General features: G+C 60.4%; 17 protein-coding genes. 7 read left to right on the forward strand and 10 right to left on the reverse strand.

All coding sequences use genetic code 11. From position 1 onward, the window contains the following. Positions 1 to 207 precede the first annotated feature (207 nt). The 3 genes from FJ398_14395 to FJ398_14405 form a co-directional block, all read right to left on the reverse strand. Entirely contained in the window at positions 208 to 465 is a 258-nt protein-coding gene (locus tag FJ398_14395; protein ID MBM3839125.1) for a DUF4252 domain-containing protein, read from the reverse strand. Between the two features lie 3 nt (positions 466 to 468). After that, positions 469 to 765, reverse strand: a complete 297-nt coding sequence (locus tag FJ398_14400) for a hypothetical protein (GenBank protein ID MBM3839126.1) — start codon at positions 763 to 765, stop codon at positions 469 to 471. 121 nt (positions 766 to 886) lie between these two features. Then, complete coding sequence (locus tag FJ398_14405; protein ID MBM3839127.1) at positions 887 to 2,254, reverse strand: VCBS repeat-containing protein; 1,368 nt, start codon at positions 2,252 to 2,254, stop codon at positions 887 to 889. A gap of 531 nt (positions 2,255 to 2,785) precedes the next feature. Here FJ398_14405 and FJ398_14410 point away from each other — a divergent pair. After that, on the forward strand, positions 2,786 to 3,700 hold the full coding sequence (locus FJ398_14410) for a LamG domain-containing protein (protein ID MBM3839128.1): 915 nt from the start codon (positions 2,786 to 2,788) through the stop codon (positions 3,698 to 3,700). A gap of 36 nt (positions 3,701 to 3,736) precedes the next feature. On the opposite strand, the gene FJ398_14415 is transcribed toward FJ398_14410, so the two are convergent. From FJ398_14415 to FJ398_14425, 3 genes are all read right to left on the reverse strand, one after another. Next, positions 3,737 to 4,489 carry an ABC transporter ATP-binding protein gene (locus FJ398_14415; protein MBM3839129.1) on the reverse strand — a complete coding sequence of 251 codons (753 nt, stop codon included), beginning with the start codon at positions 4,487 to 4,489 and terminating at the stop codon, positions 3,737 to 3,739. A gap of 8 nt (positions 4,490 to 4,497) precedes the next feature. Beyond that, positions 4,498 to 5,109, reverse strand: coding sequence for a hypothetical protein (locus tag FJ398_14420; GenBank protein ID MBM3839130.1), 612 nt, complete (start codon positions 5,107 to 5,109; stop codon positions 4,498 to 4,500). A 201-nt stretch (positions 5,110 to 5,310) separates the two neighbouring features. Further along, a complete protein-coding gene (locus FJ398_14425) occupies positions 5,311 to 6,273 on the reverse strand; it encodes a cobalt ABC transporter permease (protein ID MBM3839131.1) in 963 nt (320 codons plus the stop codon). A gap of 711 nt (positions 6,274 to 6,984) precedes the next feature. Here FJ398_14425 and FJ398_14430 point away from each other — a divergent pair. Next, positions 6,985 to 7,677 carry a TVP38/TMEM64 family protein gene (locus FJ398_14430; protein MBM3839132.1) on the forward strand — a complete coding sequence of 231 codons (693 nt, stop codon included), beginning with the start codon at positions 6,985 to 6,987 and terminating at the stop codon, positions 7,675 to 7,677. A 93-nt stretch (positions 7,678 to 7,770) separates the two neighbouring features. Beyond that, positions 7,771 to 8,802, forward strand: a complete 1,032-nt coding sequence (locus tag FJ398_14435) for a DUF3179 domain-containing protein (protein ID MBM3839133.1) — start codon at positions 7,771 to 7,773, stop codon at positions 8,800 to 8,802. Between the two features lie 647 nt (positions 8,803 to 9,449). Here FJ398_14435 and selB read toward each other — a convergent pair. The 3 genes from selB to FJ398_14450 form a co-directional block, all read right to left on the reverse strand. Continuing rightward, a complete protein-coding gene (gene selB, locus FJ398_14440) occupies positions 9,450 to 11,402 on the reverse strand; it encodes a selenocysteine-specific translation elongation factor (GenBank protein MBM3839134.1) in 1,953 nt (650 codons plus the stop codon). Between the two features lie 40 nt (positions 11,403 to 11,442). After that, the gene (locus FJ398_14445; GenBank protein MBM3839135.1) at positions 11,443 to 12,000 is read right to left on the reverse strand and encodes an ORF6N domain-containing protein; all 558 of its coding nucleotides are present in this window, start codon (positions 11,998 to 12,000) and stop codon (positions 11,443 to 11,445) included. Between the two features lie 63 nt (positions 12,001 to 12,063). Next, positions 12,064 to 13,563: an L-seryl-tRNA(Sec) selenium transferase gene (locus tag FJ398_14450; protein ID MBM3839136.1), complete on the reverse strand. Its 1,500-nt coding sequence runs from the start codon at positions 13,561 to 13,563 to the stop codon at positions 12,064 to 12,066. Positions 13,564 to 13,574: 11 nt separating this feature from the next. Here FJ398_14450 and FJ398_14455 point away from each other — a divergent pair, with 11 nt between their 5' ends. After that, on the forward strand, positions 13,575 to 13,883 hold the full coding sequence (locus FJ398_14455; GenBank protein MBM3839137.1) for a hypothetical protein: 309 nt from the start codon (positions 13,575 to 13,577) through the stop codon (positions 13,881 to 13,883). A gap of 22 nt (positions 13,884 to 13,905) precedes the next feature. Here the strand turns inward: FJ398_14455 and der are convergent, their stop codons facing one another. Beyond that, positions 13,906 to 15,387, reverse strand: coding sequence for a ribosome biogenesis GTPase Der (gene der / locus FJ398_14460; protein ID MBM3839138.1), 1,482 nt, complete (start codon positions 15,385 to 15,387; stop codon positions 13,906 to 13,908). Between the two features lie 511 nt (positions 15,388 to 15,898). Here der and FJ398_14465 point away from each other — a divergent pair. From FJ398_14465 to FJ398_14475, 3 genes are all read left to right on the forward strand, one after another. Further along, positions 15,899 to 16,366 carry a (2Fe-2S)-binding protein gene (locus tag FJ398_14465; GenBank protein ID MBM3839139.1) on the forward strand — a complete coding sequence of 156 codons (468 nt, stop codon included), beginning with the start codon at positions 15,899 to 15,901 and terminating at the stop codon, positions 16,364 to 16,366. A gap of 4 nt (positions 16,367 to 16,370) precedes the next feature. Further along, the gene (locus tag FJ398_14470) at positions 16,371 to 18,719 is read left to right on the forward strand and encodes a xanthine dehydrogenase family protein molybdopterin-binding subunit (GenBank protein MBM3839140.1); all 2,349 of its coding nucleotides are present in this window, start codon (positions 16,371 to 16,373) and stop codon (positions 18,717 to 18,719) included. Further along, positions 18,716 to 19,491, forward strand: a 776-nt coding sequence (locus FJ398_14475; GenBank protein MBM3839141.1) for a xanthine dehydrogenase family protein subunit M, incomplete at its 3' end; no start/stop codon positions are given. The genes FJ398_14470 and FJ398_14475, both read left to right, overlap by 4 nt.

Genomic DNA, 19,491 nt, shown 5'->3' on the forward strand with positions numbered 1-19,491 from the left:
CCTCCCAGGCGGGGAGATCCGTCCGGCGTCGCAGCGACCAGTTCCCCTCCTGGGAGGGGCGAAGGGGTGGGTGAGTTCATGACAGGAGAGCGTTTGCCCATCAACTGATAAGGACGCGTTCCACCGCGTCCCTGAAATTGTTGGTTCGATTCGCCGAGTAAAGTCAGGGACCGAGTGGAATCGGTCCCTACCAGGTCTTCGAGGAACTCACTTCTTGCCCAGCTCGCGTCCGATCTTCTTGAGGGGATCAATGTTGAGCTTCTCGCCTACGACCGCGATCTTCTCCGGTTTGATGTCGCCGACGATGTTCACCAGAACCGCTTCCTTTCTGCCATCAAGGACAGTGACGACCAGGCCTTCGATGGTTTCTTCGCCGCGGGTCTTGAGAAAGACGCCAACGTCTTCGCCCTTCTTTTGCACGGTCACGATGCGTTCCCAGCCCTTGGTGTCGAGATCGTCGCGGATCGATTAAATCCTCTTCTCGACATCCGCGCGGTTCTCCTCGGTCAGGCCGATGACGTTGACGCGGACGAGATGAAGGCCGCGAAGCAACTGCGCCACCTCCGGCTCGATTTTCTCCGCCAGGCGCGCGGCCATTGAGATGAGGTTGTTCTTGACGTGAACCTCGACGAATTCGCCCGAGGTGGGCGGGGCGAATTTTCCGAAATTAACGTATCCGGGTGGAGGGCTTTGCGCGGCGGCATTGAGGCTCAGGAGCACGGACAACGCGGCCAAACTGAGGAGGGATCGAGTCGGGTGTTTCATAGCATTCACAAGCGTTTCAGGTTTCTGTTCGGGGACCAGCGTCCCCGTCAGCCTGAAATACCCGGCTGCGCCCTGGATAGTTTCAGAAACTTGCTCGGAAGCGAGTCGTGCGCCGCGCGTGTCAGTTGGCGGCGGCGGCGGTTTGGCCGCCGGGACGCGGCTTCGGCTGGGCTTTCTCCCATTGTTCCTTGCTGACTTTCCGCGTCTCGTGAAGGAAAACGAAAGTGCCCTTCTTGTTGCCGACCACAATGTCCGGCAGCTTGTCTCCGTTGATATGTCCGGCCAGCACCTGCGTGCCGATGCCGGAGTTGTCGTCGATCTGATACGGCACGAAATCGATGCTCTTGTCTTTGCCTCGAACAAGCTTGAACCAGTAGAGAACCGCCGGCGCGTTGGGGTCCGGATCTCCGTGAGCGCCATGCGCCCAGAATCGTTTGCCGGTGACGATGTCCTTCAAACCGTCGCCGTCCATGTCGATCAGATCGATGGCGTGAGGCTGCGAGAACACCACGCCGTATTTGTTAGGCATGGGCGCTTTGTCCTTTTCGGTTTGCTTGTTGAGGATGATGTGTTCCCGGAAAGAAATCTCTCCGCTTTCCCGGACCTGCTCGTTCCAGACCAGGCCGTAGCCGTGCGCGGCAATGCACGTGATCACATCGTTCAAGCCGTCGCCGTTCACGTCATAAGCGTACATGTGCGCGCCGCCGGAGCCGAAGTTGTGTTTGTGGTGTTTCCAGACCGGGTCGCCGGCGAGCGACGCGGGTTGTTCCCACCAGCCGTCTTTTTCAAGCAGGTCCAGGCGCCCATCGCCATTGACGTCTCCGACTCCCATGCCGTGGGTGAACTTGTGGTACTTGTTGTTGGGGGAAATGGCGTGGAACGTCCAGGGTCTGGATGGTGCGCTCCAATCCGGTTCGGCATAGCCGTACGCGCCCTTGGAACTGCAAACGATTTCCGGTTTGCCGTCGCCGGTGATGTCCGTGAACGTCGGCGACTCGTTGTCCGTGACGTCCAGCACGATGTGTCGTTGCCAGTGTCCGTCGCGCCCCTGGGGGTTTTCGTACCAGGCGGAGACATCGCCCGGAAAGCCGAGGATCAAAATGTCCGTCCAGCCGTCTTTGTTGAAATCGTCCGTGAAGGCGAAAAAGTTGTCCGCGTAAGCGTTGTTGGCGCCGAGCGCGCCCTCGAAACCTTCGATCGCTTCCTCTTTGCCGTCGGCGGACTTCTTCTTGAAGGGCGCGGTCCCGGCTGGTGATTTGCGCGTGGTCGGCGCGTATTCGTGGCGCTTCTGAAAACCGGGGCCTTCGTACCAATACGGTCCGGAGACAATGTCGTTGACGCGATCGTGGTTGAAATCCCCAAAGCTGGCGCCTTCGGACCAGAATTTGTCAGTCAGTTGGATTTTCTTGAATGAATGGAGAACGTAATCGCCGGCCGCCGCAAGGGAAGCGCCCGACAAAGTCAAAGCCAAGGCAAGGGGAAGTTTCATAGTGGCCTATCTCTCGCAGTTCTCCGACACCCGGTCAAGCGGGATGGTGGGGGATGGTAGGGCTGGCAGTGCATCCACGAGTTGTCGCCGTCCACGTAGCGCAGAGTTGCACTCTGCCGTATCGCAGATTTGGAATCTGCGGCACGCCGGCCAATCCGGTGCGGTCGGGTGAGTTTGTCGCGCAGCCGACTGCAAGTCGGCGATACGGCAGATTGAAAATCTGCGCTGCGCTTCACCGCCAACTTGCGGATGCACCGGTAGCGCTGTGTTTGTGGCTGTGCTGAGTGCGGGAGTGCGGTTTAGCCGTATCCATTCAGCTCAACCACGAATGAACACGAATCAACACGAATTCGGACGAAGATGAAGTGGCGATGAAACGAGGCAGCGTCGAGTCACGAAAAAGGAGACCCTTGACGTGGACCTCGAGAAAGCGCCGGAACCCGGTTATTCGTGGTTATTCGTGGTTCCTGACTGGATTGTTACGGCTTAAGGTTGACTCGAACTACTGACGAAGGCCAAAATCAGGCTGCTATGAGCACCACCCATTCTCTTTCCAATCGGTTGCCAGCCGTTTCAATCGCCTTCGCGCTAAGCGCGCTTGTGCTGGTCCCAATGAGCCAGGCCCAAGCTCAACGCTCGGAAGCGTCTCTTCCAAAATTGCGCGAAGCTCTAACTTTCCATGCCTCCTTCGACACCGGCGTCGATGCCGATTTCGCAGCCGGAGACCGCCAGCTTTACTGGGCGCCCTCGATGAAACATCCCCGCACGGGCAAACCGGGCTTGCCGGAAACCGGCGTCGTGACGCACGAAAAAGGAAAGGGCCGCTTTGGCGACGCGCTCCGGTTTCACAAGAAAGCGCCGGAGATTGTGTTTTACCAAGGCGAGAAGAACATCGCTTACCGGACGCGCGACTGGAGCGGCACGGTCTCGCTCTGGCTCAAGACCGACCCGCAAAACGACCTGGCGCCGAGTTTTTGCGATCCGATTCAGATCACGCCGCGCGAATGGAACGATGCGGCGTTCTTCGTCGAGTTTGAGAAGAGAACCAACTCGATTCCATTCCGCCTGGGAGCTTATGCCGACTTCAAAATCTGGAACCCGGAGAATCGCGAATGGGGCAAGATTCCGTTCGAAGAAAAACCGCTCGTCCATATTCATCAGCCGCCGTTCCAGGGCGATCAATGGACCCACGTCGCGTTCGCCTTCGAGAATTTCAACACCGGCCAGAAAGACGGCGTGGCGAAGCTTTACTTGAACGGCAAACTTTACGGAATGCTGAGTCCGCGCGAGCAAACGTTCACCTGGGACCCATCGAAGGCTTTGATCATGCTCGGGCTGAGTTACGTCGGGTTTTACGATGAGGTGGCGATCTTCAACCGCGCCCTGACCGACGCCGAAATTCAGTCGCTTTACGGACTGAGAGAGGGCGTGCGTGCGTTGCGGTGAGAAGTCGCTGGTGCGTCGCGAGTTTTTGAAATGACTTTACTCCGGCATCGGGCCGTGGGGATGGGAATGGAAAAGGCTGTGCGGTTTTTCCAAACCGTGCGCGAGCATGAGCGGTTCGTCTCCCAGAATCTGTTCCGTCTCGCCGCTCGCGACCACGCGTCCGCCGTCGAGCACAAACACCCGGCGGCAGAGCGCGAGGATCATTTCCAGATCGTGGCTGGCGATGAGTTTCGTGGCGGACAAGGAGCGGCACAGGTCGATGAATTCCCGGCGCCCGCGCGGATCAAACCCGGCGGTCGGCTCGTCAAACAGCAACACGTCCGGCTGGCACGCGAGCACTCCCGCCAGACACGCGCGTTTTTTTTCGCCCAGACTGAGGTGTTGCGGGATGCGCTTTTGAAATCCGTGAAGCTGCACTGCGGCCAGGGCCTTGGTCACGCGGTCACTTAGTTCGCTGTCGGTCAAACCCAGTTGCCGCGGTCCAAACGCCACATCCTCCTCCACCGTCGCCGAGAACAACTGGTCGTCCGGATCTTGGAAAACCAGCCCCACGCGCCGCCGGATATCGGACAGCGTCGCCTCCGCCACCCCCTGCCCGTCGATCGCGACTGATCCGCCTTGCCCGGGCAATCCGAGCAAGCCGTTCAAATGGAGCAACAGCGTGGATTTGCCCGCGCCGTTCGGGCCCACCAGTCCAACGGTTTCGCCGTGCTGAACGCGCAAGCTCACGTCGCGCAAAGCCACGCGCCCGTCGGGGTAGGCAAATGTCAAGCGTTCAACCGAGATCATTTTAAACCTCAGGTCGCGCGATACCCTCGCGCGAGCATGGCGTGGTGGATGCGCTCGGCGCGTTCATACGCGCGGATGAAAAGGCAGCCCAATGATTGCGCGAGCAGTTTGAACCGGGCGCGCCGTCCCAGGCGAAAGGTCCTGGCCTCGCGCGCCAGGTGCATCTTCCGCCATTCGAGGGAAAGAACAGAGGCATACCGCACCAGGAATGCGAACACCTCCACCCAGATCGCGGGGAAATGAAGCCGCCGCAAACCGCGCGTCAGTTCAATCATCGACGTCGTTTGCGTGAGCAGAAAGAGAATCCAAACGCTCAAAAACGATTTCAGCACGAGATTGCCCATGCGCAAGGGCCATTCTGGCTGGCCCAGAAGTCCGGCCGCGGTCAAGCCCAGGAACGGCCACAGCAGCCGCGTCCGCCGCAACAGCAAGCCCAAGGAAATTCCCAACCCCCGCGTCGCCAGCGCCAGGACCACCGCGGAAGGCAATTGCCAGATCCAAAGGTGTATCGGGAGCAGGGCGACGCACGAAACCCAGACGAAGGCCGTCACGATTCGGGCCGAAGGACTGCATGCGTTGAATCGAGCGTGCACAGCGTACGTGTTTAGCGTTCGATAAATCCCAAGGCGCGGGTTCGAAGTCCGCTTCCTTTCCCCTCACCCTGGCCCTCTCCCCCCTGGCGGACCGACGCCGGGAGTCGGTTCCCCCTCTCCCCAAGGGAGAGGGCCTGGGTGAGGGGAAAGGAAGCGGAAATTTCACCACGATTCCAGAATTGTCCGAAGCGCGAAACATGTAACTGCGCACCCGGCGCAACTTGACTTTCATTCCGCATGCGATTCGGAGCGCGGACGGCGCAGCCAGCGCGCCAGACCCAGGATCAGAACGAACGTCAGCGCGGTGCCGCATCCCACTGCCAGCGAAACCGCGAGCCATTCAGGAGCGCTTCCCGGCAGCGTGTAATCGGCCAGCGGCGCCGGCCAGAAAGCCGCCGCTCGATCCTGGAAATTCAGACGCGCGGCGACGGCTTCCAGCGCATCGGGCAAAGTCGATGCAAACGGCGCCGCCAGCAACGCGATTCCCAGCGCGAACGCCAGACCGCACAGGACGTGCGCCCAATTCAGAGGTTCCGGCGCGGCCGCGCGCGCGGCGGCCTGGTGCGGGCGCAAGATCAAATCAGGCCGCACCCGAGCGAGAAAGGAAATCATTGCCGCCGTGATCGCGGCTTCGCCCAGGCCAATCACCGCGTGAGCAACCAGCAGCGGGGGCAGAATCACCGGCAATTTCACGGTACCCGCTCCCGCCAACTCAATCGCGCACGCGACCGCCGCGCAGAGAGCGGAAAACCAACTTGCAATTGCCGCCGGCAAAACCAGCCCTCGAGCGCTGCGGACCCATCGCGCCAGGAATTGGAAAACGAAGTAGCCCGTTCCCACGCCGACCAAACCCAAGTTCAGGAAGTTGGCCCCGAACGTGGTGATTCCTCCGTCTTGAAACAGAACGCATTGAACCAACAGAACTGTCGCCACGACGAGCGCCGCGCCGCTTGGGCCCAGCACGATCGCCGCCAGCGTGCTGCCCAGGAGGTGGCCCGATATGCCGCTGCCGATTGGGAAGTTCACGGTTTGGCCCGCGAACAGAAACGCGGACATCACGCCGAGCAGAGGAACTGTTTTGTCCGAGCCGCTCGCGCGGATTCGGCGCATCGCCAGAGTCAGCCCGGCGCCGGCCGCGCAATAGCTCCCCAGGCAGGTCTTCAGATCAAGAAATCCGTCCGGTATATGCACCGGTGAATTTTCGGTCGGCCCGTGAATTTTGGCAAGACAGAGGAAGGGCGTTTAAGGCGGTCGGCTTGACCAAGGTCAAAGCGAAGTCATCCTTCCCATCACGACCCCTGAACCGGGTAGGGCGAGTCCGTCCCGGCGAGCCGCTCAACGTGCTTGGAACACGTCCAACTCGGCTCGCCGGGGACAGGCTCTATTCTATGATGGCGCTCAGCACGATCGAAGGAAAGGGCAAAGGCCGTGCCAGGCGATGAGCCAAGCGCTCCCGACGTCAGGCGTGTTCTGAGCCTGGCGGCATGAACCTTTTTAACCTCGTTCAGGACAACAAGTTTTCCGGGGACCGGTGGACTACTGCCTTTGAGTTGAGTTGATGCGAGATACGGAGCGTGTCCGCGCCTGGGATTCACCTGTGCCACATCTGGGAAGCCGAGTGTTCCCTGGGAACAATGGATAAAGTCGCACGGTTCGGAGAGGAAGGAGCTTCCCATAAACCGTCTGTTCGGACCGCGGCCTTTAGGCCGCTTCAACGCTCGACTGCGGAGAGTGCGCTAAAGCAGCCTAAAGGCTGCGGTCCGCACGGTCTTCGGCTCATGCGCCGTGGGCACGGCTTCTTGGCCAAGGCGGCTTCCCATGAACGCTGCCCCCTCACCTGTTCCCTCCCACGAACGCTCGACAGTCGGCGTGGAGTGAAGGCACGATGCTCACACGTCAGCCATGCGAAGACGAACTCGTGTTGTCATCCTGCTCCTGGCCGTCGGCTTCGCCCTGGCCATCGGTTTCTTGATGCAGTTCAAGTTCGAGGCTGCGAGCCTGGAGGCTCTTTTGCAGAGAAGCGGCTTGGCGGCGCCGATTGTCTTCTCCTTGCTTATGATCCTCGGCATTCTCGTTTCGCCGATTCCGACTTCACCGCTGACGATTCTTTCGCCGAAGCTGTTTGGGATTTGGGGCGGCCTCCTAATCACGCTCATCAGTGCGACCGTCGGCGCGGCGCTGGCTTTTTTGATTGCGCGCAAGCTGGGAGACGGTTTCTTCACGCGCTTTCCGAAATATCACCGGTTCCAAAACCTGGTGCCCCGCGACGTGACGGCGTTCGCGATCTTCCTGCTGCGCCTTCCGCCCAGCCCGACGTTTGACCTGGTGAGCTATCTTGCGGGACTGACAAATATTTCGATCGGGCAATTCCTCCTGGCGACCTTCCTGGGCATGATCCCGGTCACGGCGACGCTTTGCTTCCTGGGCAGTGTCACGCCGACGGCCTGGCTGTGGCCGGGCCTTGTCGGGCTTATACTCTTCTCGCTCGTAAGACTTACAAGAACCAGACGAATAGGCCCGCCAAAGCTCGCCCAAATGGAACAGGAGTGCGCAGAGCAAACGAAGAACAACGAGAGGCAAAGCAATGGCTCTTAACGCTCCGTTTGCTCCTGGGATTGCTGCCTTTTCTTCGAAGATCGTTGCCAAACAGCACAGGCTTAATTAATTAATTATATTACTAAGCCGACCATGAAATCAATCGCGCCACTTGGCATTCGTTGTCTCGTCCTGCTTTTCATCCTGTCAGGATGGCTTTGCGTCTATTCAACTCAGGCCGCGCCTTCGCAAGACCCGCTCCAAGGCCACCTCATCAAAAAACCCGGCTTGTTCAAATCACTGACCGAGCCGCCCTGCTCCTATTGCTCCACCGAAAACCGCAAGGGATTTGTCGATGGCATCGACCGCGTGCTCGCCTGGATCCGCGCGGCGCATAACGGCGGCGCCATCCCGCTGCGTCATTTCCTCTCCGGCCCGCGTGTGATCAATGACACCTACGGTTTGTTTTTCTTCGACGCCGACGGCGGCTACGTGAGCGCATTCAAGAAGGATTACGGTTACGAATTCTACGGCTGGCTCAACGGCGTCATGATTGTCAAAGGCCCGGACGGCACGCTTTGGTCGGCGCTCAGCGGCGTCGCTCTCGACGGGCCGAAGAAAGGGCAGCGGCTTGAGCGCATCCCCAACTTCATGACGGAATGGGGCTACTGGCTCATGCTGCATCCCGAGTCCACGGCGTACAATCTTTACGACGGAAAAAAATATTTCGTCACCGATCTACCCCAGGAATTGAGCCGCGAAGCCAAGGAATCGATGGGCCAGGGCGATTCCCGTTTGCAGCCGCTCGCGCCCGTGCTCGGCGTCGAGCTGGGTGGCAAGAGCAAGGCCTTTCCCTTGAATCCAAACCAGGAACGGGCTTGTTACACCGACGAATTCGGTGGAACCGCATTTGCGGTGTTCTGGTATAAACCGACCCAAAGCGCCGTGGCGTTCAAGAGCCATCTGGATGGACGGAAACTCACCTTTTATGCGGACGACATTTCGCCGGAAACCGCTCCATTCAAAGACAAGGAAACCGGAACACGCTGGACGCTGGCCGGTCGCGCTGTGGACGGGCCGCTCAAAGGCAAAGAACTGGAGTGGGTCCCCGGCGTTCAGTGCCGCTGGTACGCCTGGGCCGCGACTTATCCAGAGACTGAAGTGTTCCGCACCATTACCCAATAAACCACGGCGCAGCCCGACTCGGTGTTCCTTCCGGACAGGCGGTTGAGCAAAAGGCAACGAAGAAAACAAAGTTGAGGGTTGGGAGCGGAGCTCTCCTGCAATGGAGCAGGGACGGAGTCCGAGTCTTCGTTTCCTTTTGTGGAATCTGGAGGTTTGCGACTAGAAAAAACTGGCGAGAGCTACTCCCAAAAGCGTCAGCAGCGCCGCCAATTCCAACGCGGAAACACCAAAAGCCGTCCACGCCAGTTTCCGATCCGGCGCCCGGCGACGCGCGCGCGCGGAATAACCGAACGCCAACGGCACGCCCGCCATCGTGACGCTTGGACCAAGCGCCGAAAGCGGGTGTCCTCAGCAAAAGACGAACCCCAGTCCAACGCCAAGCAGGGGCAGCGCGCACAACCCCAAAGCCAGCTTGCCCGACAAGACGCCGGTCGCCCGGCCCAGCAGGAGCGCCCCAAGTCCGCCCACCAGGAGGCTCACGAAAAAAATCATCCCGCTCATATTCGTCCTTTCTATATCTCAAAATCCGAAATCCGAATATCGAAATCCGAAACAAATCCGAACGTCCGAATACCAAATACCAAAGGGTTCGACACCGCATCGCCTCCTTTGTTTCGGTAGTCTTGCGTTTTCGCTTCGGATTTTCCCTATTTCTGCCTCAACACGCGCTTATCCCCATCCCGCCGCGTGACGCCTTCCTTGTCGAGCCGTTCCAGCAGCGGCACCACGATGCGGCGGCTGGCGCCAATCGCCTGGCGCAACTCGCTCACGGTCGCGCTTCCTTGGGCTTGGAGGAATTGCCTCACGGTCTGCGTCGCGCGCGCATAAGCGTCGGCCAGCAGCACAACTTCATCGCCGACTTCCACCGCTTCGCCGGTCTCGATCAGAAAGCGCAAGGCTTGCTGGGAAGTGGCCTCCGGCGCGAGTTCCTTCCGCGAAGGCGGCTCAAGGGGCTTCGCGGACAAAGTTGTGCGGAGCCGGCCGCCTGCGGCTTGAAGCTGCGGCGGCAACGCCGGCCGATGCGTCCCGCGGCGAATAGCCGTGCCGGCCTGCGTGAAGCCGTTCTTGCCCAGGTCAGCCACGAGCACATCGAAAAGCTCGGCCGACGGCAATGAAGCTTCCACCGTCCGGCGGAGTTCGCTCAGCGGAAGACCGAGGTGCTGCGGATGGCTTTTATGGTGTGCCTCGATCGCCTGTGCGGCCTGGGTTCGCAACGTTTGCCACCAACCCGCATCCGCCAGCGATTCCCCGGCAGCAATCGCTTTCCCGTGCTGGAGAAGTTGCGCTGTCGCGTCGGCGATTTCGGACGCGCTGAACCTCGATTTGGTTAGCAACGACCCGCGACGCACCGCTCCGTCGCGGGCGAGTTGGGATGCTGCATAGGCTGGCGGCTGATCGCTTCCGCTCGCCCGCGCCTCCAACAACTTGCGTTGCGCTTCGCTGCGAAATCGCTTGCGGCTCGCCTCGGCATCCAGGATTACGCCGCCGGCCAGCGTCCATTGTTCCGACCAATCACGGACGATGAAGCGGTCGCCGGCCAGCGCAAAGAGCGGTGACTCGCAACGAAACTGGGCCAGCGCGCTCTCACCGGCCTCCAGCGCGCCGCGCGTGTGCAGCGAAACCCGCGCCGCCACATTGCCGCTCCCGTGGTGGACGCGCACGAGAGTCCCGTCCTTCAAAGGTCGCGCTCCGCCTGACTTGCTCTCGCGCAGACGCGGCGATTTGGTCAGGAGCACGTCGAGTGTGTCGGAAGCCGCGCCCAGCTCGGAGAGCGTCACGACGTCGCCGCGCTGAATGCCTTCGCTTTCCTGTTCCGAGTGCCGCGCGATATCCGGAAGATTCAGCGCCGTGCGCGTGCCCGGTCCGGCGGATTCGACTTCGCGATTGTGCGACTGCAAACTCCGGATTCGGCTCGCCTTCCCCGCCGGTTGAATCACCACGGCCTGACCTCGCTTCAGAATTCCTCCAATCAGCGTGCCCGTGACCACGGTGCCAATGCCGTGGAGGACGAAGACGCGATCGACGGGCAAGCGCGGCTTGGCGATGTCTCGCGGGGCGGGTGTCTCGGACAACACCTGCGTCAACGCCAGTTTCAGTTCCTCCAGACCGGTCCCTTTGATGACAGACGTGGGAACAATCGGGGCTTGGGCAAATGGAGTTCCCTCAAGCTTCGCGCGCACTTGCGCGACGGCGTCGGCCAAGTGCGCTTCAGTTTCGGCCAGGTCGCTCTTGGTCAGCGCCACGACGGCGCGCGAAACGCCGAGGTAAGTTAGAATCTGGAGGTGTTCCTCCGTTTGCGGCATCCACCCGTCGTCCGCCGCGACGATAAACAGCGCCAGATCGATCGAGCCGACGCCTGCGACCATGTTCTTGACGAAATCTTCGTGGCCGGGGACATCGACGATGCCGAGATGAAAAGTTGAGGGCTGAGGGCTGAGAGTTGAGAGTTCCAAAAAGGCGAAACCGAGGTCAATGGTGATGCCACGGGCTTTTTCTTCAGGCAGGCGGTCGGGATCCGTGCCGGTCAGCGCTTTGACGAGCGCGCTTTTGCCGTGATCGACGTGCCCGGCGGTCGCCAGGATGTAGTGCAGCGTGGACATGCCGGGAAAGATACTGGAAGGGAAACTCGTGGCAAAGGTTTCATGCCGCCGACTTCACATGGAAACCGATCTCTCGCCGGGTTTGAGCGGGTGGAGTGATCAACTGTTTGATCGCGTTGAAAATCCGTTGAATGGCTTCATCGTGAGAGGCGAACTTCTTTTCCAATGCGGCCAACTGGCGAGCCAATTCAGCGTGCGAGGCCAGGTAGCCGCGCAACCGGACGAAAGCGCGCATGATTTCGACATTCACTCGGACAGCGCGCTGGCTGCGGAGAACGCTGCTCAGCATGGCGATACCCTCCTGAGTGAAAGCGTACGGCCGATAGCGGGTGTTGCGTTTGGAAGCGGTTCCAGATTGGAACCGGAGAATTCCCGAAGGACTCAACGATGCGGTTCCAAATTGGAACCGCATACTTTGCACTTCCCGGGAGCTGAGCTGGAACATGAAGTCCGGCGGAAAGCGCTCGCGATTGCGTTTGACCGCCTTGTTGAGGGCTTTGGTTTCGACGCCGTACAGCTTCGCGAGGTCCGCATCGAGCATGATTTTGCAGCCCCGCAATAAATGGGTGCGGCTTTCGATACCTGCCACCGGGATCAGTCGGCTCTCCTTGGACATTGCGGCGACATCATAAACGACCGGTCCGATATCGCAAGGCCAAACTCACTCCTGAGCTACGGCAGCAGAAACTGCTCGAATCACTTCGCTGTCTTGGACCGCGAAGATTGTCCGCAGATCAAGCTTATAGCGCCCGCCCGAGATGTAACCGATCACTGGCGGGGACCCCTGGCGAAGCCGGGCCGAAAGTTCTTCCAGCGGTATGCTCTTGGGAAGGAGATCAAGCGTCACTGAGGCGATCACCGAACGCGGCAACGTTCCGCCTCCAATCTGCGCCTGGCCTTCTCCTGCGCTGGCCTTCACTAGAAGACCTTGGAGCGAGGCGATAATTTTCTCGCCTCGTGTGCGCAAATCGTCGTTCGTGATCCGCATCAGCTCCAGAACGGGGACCGGCGAGGCATGGCCATTCCCTTCCTCGCCAGCTCCGGCAAGGTAAAGGTCCACGGTTGTTTGCAGCGCCGTCAGGATCAATTTGTCGCAACGCAAGGCGCGGAAGAACGGCTCCCGTTTCAGCGCGGACACCAGCTTTGCTTTGCCCGCGATAAGGCCGGCTTGCGGGCCGCCCAGAAGTTTGTCCCCGCTGAAGCAGACCAGATCCACCCCGCGGCAGAGCACCTCAGCCGGCGTGGGTTCATGTTCGACACCGCTCACCTGCTCGGTCCTGATCATGGCGCCGCTGCCCAGATCTTCGACGAACGGCAAGCCATGCTTTTGCGCGAGTGCGGCGATTTGCTCTGTCGAAGGCGATTCGACAAAGCCGTCCATGAAAAAATTGCTGCGGTGCACTTTCAGAATCAACCCGATGCGAGGCCCCAGAGCTGTCTCGTAATCCTTCAGCGACGTTTTGTTCGTCGTCCCGATCTCGCGCAACTTCGCGCCGCTGGCCTCCAGAATTTCCGGAATCCGGAATCCACCGCCGATCTGGACCAGCTCGCCGCGCGAGATGACGACTTCGTTGCGTTCGCCCGAAGTGAAATGGCGCAGGATCAGCACGAGCGCCGCCGCGCAATTGTTGGCGACCGTGGCGGCTTCGGCTTCGCAGAGCAGCGCAAGATTCTGTTCCAGGTAGCTCGCGCGCCCGCCCCGCTCGCCGCTGGCCAGGTCGAATTCCAGGTTGTTGTAGTTGGCGGCGATCTCCGTGAGCGTCTTCACGACTTCCGTTCCGAGCGGCGAGCGGCCCAGGTTGGTGTGGATGAGAATGCCGGTGCCGTTGATGACCGGCTGGATGCGGCTGAGGCGAAGCGCATTCAGCGCAGACTGGATTTGCTTCAGAACCTCGCCGAACGTCGGAATCGTTTCCTCGGAGCGCAACGCCGCGAGCTCCCGCCGCACCAGGGCCACGACCGTCGGCCTTGGCAAACCCACGTCCCCGAGCGCCTGGAGGATTTTTTCGACAGCGGGAATCGCGCGGAGGGAACTGGCGGGCTTTGTCATGCTCGGCGCCATGGTCGGGAATGCATCGCGTCTGTCAATTCTAACCACAATTCTCCTTAGCCTATCGCTTCGATTCAACCACGGATTACACGGATAAGACTGCTTCCGCATCCGCGAAATCCGTGAAATCCGTGGTCAAGAAATCGGTTCGGGTTCAAGCCGGGCATACGGTCCTTGAACCCATCGCTGGCAGGGCGGTGCTGCCGCGCCGCCGCATCCACAGAAAACCGGCTGCGCGGCAACGCAGCCCTACCGGGTTTATGGGAAACTTCCTGTTCCTCACGGACCTGCTCATGGGCCATGGACCCGTCGATGGTAGGGCGAGACCGTCCCGGCGAGCCGCTCGACGTGCTTTGAACACGTCCAGATCGGCTCGCTGGGGACAAGCTCGCCCCACCTTGAGGTTCATGGGAAGTTCCCACGGCTTTTGACCCGTGCATACGGCCCAAGTCCTTATCGCACCGGTGCATTCCTCGGACGCGTTTTGGGCACGAGCAAGACGGGACATCCTTCAAAGCCGAACGCGCGGCGCAGCGTGTTGCTCAAATACTTCGAGTATTGATCCGTGAACAGCTCGGCCCGGTTCACGAAAAGCAGAAACGTCGCAGGCGCTTTCCGCACCTGGGTCGCGTAGAAAAACTTCAACCGCTGGCCGCTCGCGCTCACGGGCTGTCTCTCCTCAATGGCGTCGTGCAACGTGCGGTTCAGAATCGCGGTGGGAATCGTTTGTTTCAACTGCGAGGCGACGAAGCGGACCGTTTCCAACAATCGGGTCAAATGGAATCCCGTCTTCGCGGACGCGAATACAACCGGCGCGTAGTCCAGGAAAAACAAATATTTCTGCGCCCACTGGCCGAACTCGGCCAAACTCGACGCCGGACGCTCGCCCGAATCCCGCTTCCGGGTAGCGCGTTGCTTGCCCGCGGCTTCCCGGCGCGCCTGCCTCACGCTTTCTTCAACCAGATCCCATTTGTTGATGACGACGACGCAGGCTTTGCGGTGCTCGACGATCTTGCCCGCCACCTTCTTGTCATGAGCCGTGATGCCCGCCTCCGCGTCCAGTACGAGGATCGCGATGTCGCACCGCTCTATGGCGTCCTCGGCGCGTTTCACGCTAAAGAATTCGACCGAACTGTCCACGCGCCTTGCCTTCCGCAAACCGGCCGTGTCGATCAGCACGAATCGCTGTTTGACGCCGTCCGCTTCCGCCTCGAATGGAACATCCACGGAATCGCGCGTCGTGCCCGGAACCGGACTGACAATGACGCGTTCGGATTGAGTCAAGCCGTTGATCAGGGAGGATTTCCCGACATTGGGCCGTCCAATCACCGCCAACCGCAAAGGGCGATTCAGTTCGCTGGTTTCATCGGTCTCCCCGGCTTTAGGAACCTCAGGAGCGGCCGCGTTCGTCGGCGAACTCTCAGGCTCGCTCGGGAGCAAGCGCAGAACTCCTTCCATAAGGGTGTCGATGCCCAGCCGGTGGGCGGCGCTGACGGGCGCGACCATCTCGAACCCCAATTCCGCGAACTCCGCCGCCAATCCCGCGGCCCGATCGTGATCGGCTTTGTTGGCCGCGACGATGACCGGCTTGCCGCTGGCGCGCAGCCGCGCGGCCACTTCCTGATCGAGCGGCACCACGCCCTCCTGGACATTGACCACGAAAACGATCACCTGCGCGGATTCGATCGCCAACTCCACTTGCTGGCGCGCCGCCTGGACGATCACATCGTTGGCTTTCTCGCCTCGCAGCAGTCCGATGCCGCCGGTGTCCACGAGCGAAAAGGCGCGCCCGCTCCATTCGACCTCCGCGCTGATCCGGTCGCGGGTCACGCCCGGTTCGTCGTGGACGATGGCAATGCGTTTTCCGGCGATGCAATTGAAGAGCGCGGATTTTCCCACGTTTGGGCGACCAACGATAGCGACCAGGGCTGCCATGCGCCTAAAAGTGAAGTACTTGATGGGTTAGAAAAAGCCAAATCGCGATTGTTTGAACAGCAACAATTCGATTGGAACAGGAGGCAACGGAGCCAACAGAGGTCAGGATGGTCAGGACAAGAGGAATCCTATGGACTGCTCATTCCTTATGACCACGAATCGCCCACCCCTGGGAGGCTCTAGCTGGGTGGAGCGGGCTACCAGCCCGCCTCGCGCGGCAACCTGCTGCGTGAAAGGTCGCGGGTAATTCCTTGCGATCCGTCCAGGACTCTGATCCGCGACCGTTCCGTCCGGCTGGTAGCCGGACGGCACAGGCAAGTTGCCTGTGCCACCGACAACAATGTGGATGCACCGGTCTTGCATTGCCTGCCTCTGTTTGCTCCGTGCTCTCCTGTTCGGAACTGAATTTTTTCGTTGGTCGAAATGCGATTTTGTTTGAATCGCTCATTCGAAGGACTATAAGTAATCCCGTTCCGGGCAACTCAGCACCGCAGTTTGCGAGACAGCATCTGTGAAGACGACCGTCAATATCTCCGTCAATGGTTCCCCTCAGCAGCACGAAATCGATCCTCGCACGCTCCTGGTGCACTTTCTGCGGGACTGCTGCGGTTTGACCGGGACGCACGTGGGCTGCGAGACGAGCATTTGCGGCGCGTGCACGGTGCTGCTGGACGGGCAAGCCGTCAAATCCTGCACGCTGCTGGCGGTCCAGGCGGATGGCGGTTCCGTGACGACGATTGAAGGTCTGGCGCGCAACGGCGAGTTGCATCCGATCCAGGAGAGTTTTTGGGAATGCCACGCGTTGCAGTGCGGCTACTGCACGCCCGGCATGATTTTGGCCGGTGTGCAGCTTCTTCAATCCAACCCTCACCCCACGCGCGAACAAATTGCACATGGCCTGGAAGGCAATCTATGCCGCTGCACCGGCTACTCGCACATCATCGATGCCATCCAACGCGCCGCATCCAGGATGAAATAGGCTCATGGCCAACCGCAACCACAAAGGCTATTTCGGCAAGGCGCTCAAACGCACCGAAGACCCGCGCCTGATCAAAGGCATTGCCACCTACGTCGATGACCTGAAATTCCCCGGAATGCTCCACGCCGCGGTTCTCCGCAGCCCGCACGCGCACGCGAAAATCCTCGGCGTCAAAACCGAAAACGCGAAAGCGCTGCCGGGAGTCGCCGGCGTCTATACCGCCGCCGATGTGAACCCCACCTGCGGTCTGCTGCCCTGCGCTTCGCCCATGCCGGACCAGAAAGCGCCCAAGCACACGGTCTTGGCCAGCGATCGGGTGTACTATGTGAGCCATCCGGTAGCGATTGTTCTCGCGGCGGACCGATATATCGCGCGCGACGCGCTGGATTTGATCGAAGTGGATTACGAGTCGTTGCCCGTCGTGGTCGATCCGGAAAAGGCGTTGGAAAAGAATTCTCCACTCACGCACCCGGATTTGGGATCCAATGTTTCCTTTACGTGGTCGGTGGCGAACGGCGACCTTGAGAGCGCTTTTCAGGAGGCGGATCGGGTCATCAAGCAGCGAATGGTTCACCAGCGACTCATTCCAATGGCGATCGAGCCGCGCGGCTGCGTCGCTTCGTACCATCCCGGCGAAGGCACGCTGACCCTCTGGACTTCCACGCAGATTCCACACCTTGTCCGGACGTTGTTGCCGGGAATGGTGGGTGTTCCGGAGAACAAAATACGTGTGGTCGCCCCGGAAGTTGGCGGCGGTTTTGGGTCGAAGCTGAATCTTTACGTGGAAGAAGCCCTTTGCTGCCACCTCTCGATGCGGCTGCGCACGCCCGTCAAATGGATCGAGTCGCGTCGCGAGAATGCCGCGGCGACGATCCACGGCCGCGACCAGGTCGGGGATTATGAGGTCGCAGTCAAAAACGACGGCACGATTCTCGCGATCAAATCACGGACCATTGCGGATATCGGCTCGTATCTTCAGTTGCTGACCCCGGCTATCCCCACGCTGACCGGCCTCATGCTCACGGGCTGTTACAAGATCAAAGCCATGCGCATGGACGTGATCGGGGTCTATACCCACAAGATGTCCACCGACGCCTACCGTGGCGCCGGGCGTCCGGAAGCGACTTACGTCATCGAGCGCGTCATGGATTTGGTGGCGGCGGAACTTGGTCTGGACCCGATCAAAATCCGTCTCAAGAATTTTCCGAAACCGACGGAGTTCCCGTTCGACACCGCCACCGGACTGACTTACGACAGCGGCAATTACCAGGGCGCGCTCAAGAAAGCTCAACAAATTGCCCCCTGGGACGACCTCCTGCGATGGCGGGACAAGGCTCGCCAGGAAGACCGGCTTTTCGGTGTCGGCGTCTCCACCTACGTCGAAATCTGCGCGCTGGGTCCGTCGAAAATGATGGCTTCGGGCGGTTGGGAGTGGGGGTGTGTCCGAATGGAGATTTCCGGCAAGGTGAGTGTGATCACCGGCGCAACGCCTCACGGACAGGGCCAGGAAACGAGCTTCGCGCAGATCATCGCCGACAAACTCGGCGTCCCGATTGAGGACATCGTGGTTTTTCGAGGCGATACCGCCGTCGCCCATTATGGCCGTGACACGTATGGAAGCCGGGCCACGGCGCTCGGCGGCACAGCTTTGATCATGTCCGCGGAGAAGGTTATCGAAAAAGCCCGGCGGCTCGCGGCGCATCTCCTGGGCGCCAAGACGAAAGACGTTCAGTTCAAGGACGGTAAATTCTTCGTCCGAGGCAAACCCAAGAAGAGCGTCGGTTGGGGGTTGCTCGCTCAGGAAGCGTATGTCGCCAAGAACCTCCCGCCCAATTTCGAGCCGGGCCTGGAAGCCTCCAGTTTCTTCGAGCCGAAGAATTGCACCTACCCGTTTGGCACACACATCGTCGCGGTGGAGATTGATCGCGACACTGGCGAGGTCCAAATCATCAAATACGTGGCGGTGGATGATTGCGGGCATCAGGTCAACCCGCTGCTCGTAGAAGGGCAAGTCCAGGGTGGCATCGCCCATTCCCTCGGACAGGCGCTGTTCGAGCGCGCCGTCTATGACGAGAACGGCCAGTTGCTGACCGGCGAATTCATGGATTACGCGCTGGCGCGGGCCAAGGATATTCCCGATTACGTGATGGACAGCACCGTGACGCCGTCTCCCAGCAACCCGATGGGCATCAAAGGCTGCGGCGAAGCCGGGACCATCGGAGCAACGCCGGCGATTGCCAACGCGGTTCTCGACGCTCTCGCGCCGCTCGGAATCAAGCATCTGGATTTGCCGCTGACGCCGGAGAAAATCTGGCGCGCGATCCATAACTCGAAGCCATCGAAATCGAAATGATCCCCGCTTCGTTCGACTATTTCAGACCCCAATCGCTGGAAGAAGCGATTGGCCTGCTGAACCAGCACGGAGAAGAAGCCAAAGTGCTGGCCGGTGGTCATAGCCTGGTTCCGGCGCTGAAGCTGCGGCTCGCCCAGCCCAAAGTGGTGATCGACATCGGCCGGATTTCGGATCTGAACTACATTCGCGAGCAGGATGGAAAGATCGCCATCGGCGCCATGACCACGCACCACGTCATCGAGACTTCGGCGTTGCTGCGGGAGAAATGCCCGCTGCTTGCCGAGATTGCCCCTCATATCGGCGACGTGCAGGTCCGGAATCGCGGCACTTTGGGCGGCAGCCTGGTCCACGCGGATCCGGCGGCTGACTGGCCGGCCGCAATCCTGGCTCTGGATGCGGAGCTGGACGTGGTAGGGCCGAACGGTTCGCGGCAGATCAGCGCGAAGAAGTTTTTTGTCGATCTCTTCCAAACCGCGCTGCAACCGAACCAAATCCTCCGGGAGATTCGAGTTCCGGCAACGCCCAGGTCGGTGGCTTACGTGAAATTCGCGCAGCGCGCCAGCGGTTTCGCCATCGCAGGCGTAGCCGTCGTCGTCCACGCCAACAGCAAAACCGTGAGCGTTGGAGTCACGGGCGTCGCCGCCAAACCCTATCGGGCGAACGCCGTGGAGAAGAGCCTTGAAGGCCAGCTTCTCACGGCGGAGAGCATCGCCGCCGCCGCAAAAAGGGCGGCCAACCGTATCGATCCCCTGAACGATATCCACGCCTCGGC

It is taken from the genome of Verrucomicrobiota bacterium (assembly GCA_016871535.1).
Classification (GTDB): Bacteria; Verrucomicrobiota; Verrucomicrobiia; order Limisphaerales; family SIBE01; genus VHCZ01.